The 644-nt window shown below is 32.9% G+C and carries 1 pseudogene; it reads left to right on the top strand.

The window, feature by feature from the left end:
• Positions 1–644 (top strand): annotated as a pseudogene (locus tag EKL98_RS18350) (TonB-dependent receptor); the annotation flags it as partial.

The raw sequence follows: 644 nt of genomic DNA on the forward strand, positions 1-644 counted from the left end.
CATGATTTTACCGTTTTAGTGGGACAAACGTTCCAAAAAGACAATTATAATCAAATTTACGGAACAAAGAGAAATCTTCCAATGAACTCAGGCACAGGTGAGTATTACGATGTTTTAAATCAGGGAGATTCGCCAGTAGTTGGAGGTTTTATAAACGAGGCAGCCTTAACCTCTTATTTAGGAAGATTAGAATATAATTATGATAATCGTTATTTATTGAATGCTGTAATTAGACGTGATGGTTCATCAAAATTCAGCGACGACAATAAATGGGGTAATTTCCCATCAGTTTCAGCAGGATGGAGAATTAGTAACGAATCCTTCTTTAAATCAGAATTTATTAAAGATTTGAAATTAAGAGCGAGTTACGGAGAATTAGGTTCAGGTAACATTGGGAATTACGAATATAAAAGTTATATCAATAATTTTGGACAGGTTGTATTAGGAAATGGACAAGGTTTATATCCATCTGCAACTCAGGTAAGATTATCGAATTCGCAATTGCGTTGGGAAAAATTAAAACAAAGCAATTTTGGTATAGATATAGGAGTTCTTAACAATGATTTGCGTTTTACAGCAGATTATTTTATTGCTCGTACAGATGATGTATTGTTTGGTTTCCCAATTTTATTAACTACTGGTAA

It is taken from the genome of Flavobacterium bomense (genome assembly GCF_003970355.1).